The organism is Phenylobacterium sp., from assembly GCF_004299445.1.
Classification (GTDB): Bacteria; Pseudomonadota; Alphaproteobacteria; order Caulobacterales; family Caulobacteraceae; genus Phenylobacterium.
The window spans coordinates 1-1,038 of record NZ_SCTC01000094.1; the positions used below are offsets into that span (position 1 = coordinate 1).

Consider the following 1,038-nt stretch of genomic DNA (forward strand, 5'->3'; position numbering starts at 1 on the left):
TCGCCGGTGCGGGAGCGGTAACCGGTGAGGCGCTTGGCCACGTGGACCCCCAGCCATGCACCGACGAGGCCACCGAGGATCGAGCGGTTGCCGTAGAGCCATTGCTCGGCGAGCGAGGCGTTGTCGCGCAGGTCGACGTGCTGGAGCCAGGTGCCCATCCGCATGAAGATCGCGCCGCCGAGGACCGCGCCGAGGATGACGAACGCGAGGCGCTCGTCGGTCTGACCGCGCCGGCGGGCCTCGACGGCGAAGACGGCGCCGGCGGCGAGGACACCGAGCAGCACGAAGAGCTCGTGGGTCGGGACCGGCCCGAGGGTGGGGTACATCCTCAGAACGTCCCCGGTACGAACAACGAGGCACACACGCCGGCACCGGCGATGAAGCCGATCGAGATGCCCATCAGGAACCCGGCTCCGAGCTGCCGGGTCCGCGGGACGACCAGGAACACGATGCCGAGCACGACCGGCAGGCCCGCGAGCGCGACCGCGGCGAGGGCCGCCGCGTTGTTGTCGTAGCCGTAGGAGGCGCCGAAGCCGACGAAGAGCGCCACGGTGATCCAGACCCAGCAGACGACCACACCCAGGACCAACCCACCGATGATCGGCCAGGCGCGAATCTCCTTGGGCTCAGGCAGGGGCTGCGTCATGCGCTCAGCATGGCACCCGGAGGGCGGCTGGGCCGTCAGATCGAGACGACGAGGAGGTCCGGCATGGACAGCGTCGCCCACCGGTCGAGGTCCGGCGCACGGCCGGTGAGCTCGGCCACGGTCACCGTCCACGCGGTGCCGTGCCCGACCAGCACGACGTCCTCGCCGGAGTGCACGTCGAGGATCCGCCGTACGGCGGGCACGACGCGGTCGCGGCAGGCGCTCAGCGGCTCCCAGCCGGGGTGGGCCGACCGGTCGGGGTGGGCGAACGCCCGCCGTACGACGGCCTCGAAGTCCTTGGCGCCCTCGAACCAGTCGGTGGAGAGCCGCTCGTGCTCGCGCAGGTCGTCGACGACCCCGACGTCATCCTCCGTCAGGAGCTGGGCGGTGCC

The 1,038-nt window shown here is 71.8% G+C and carries 3 protein-coding genes; all 3 read right to left on the reverse strand.

The genetic code is table 11. The features are described 5' to 3' along the window. Window positions 1–326, reverse strand: a 326-nt coding sequence (locus EPN98_RS24465; RefSeq protein WP_293365626.1) for a hypothetical protein, incomplete at its 3' end; no start/stop codon positions are given. 2 nt (window positions 327–328) lie between these two features. Then, entirely contained in the window at window positions 329–646 is a 318-nt protein-coding gene (locus tag EPN98_RS24470) for a hypothetical protein (RefSeq protein ID WP_293365627.1), read from the reverse strand. A 35-nt stretch (window positions 647–681) separates the two neighbouring features. Further along, on the reverse strand, window positions 682–1,038 hold a 357-nt coding region (locus EPN98_RS24475), incomplete at its 5' end, for a histidine phosphatase family protein (RefSeq protein WP_293365628.1).

What these genes read in the sequence shown, in the direction of transcription:
- EPN98_RS24470 (WP_293365627.1), bottom strand. Translation starts at nt 646, where the DNA reads ATGACGCAGCCCCTGCCTGAGCCCAAGGAGATTCGCGCCTGGCCGATC.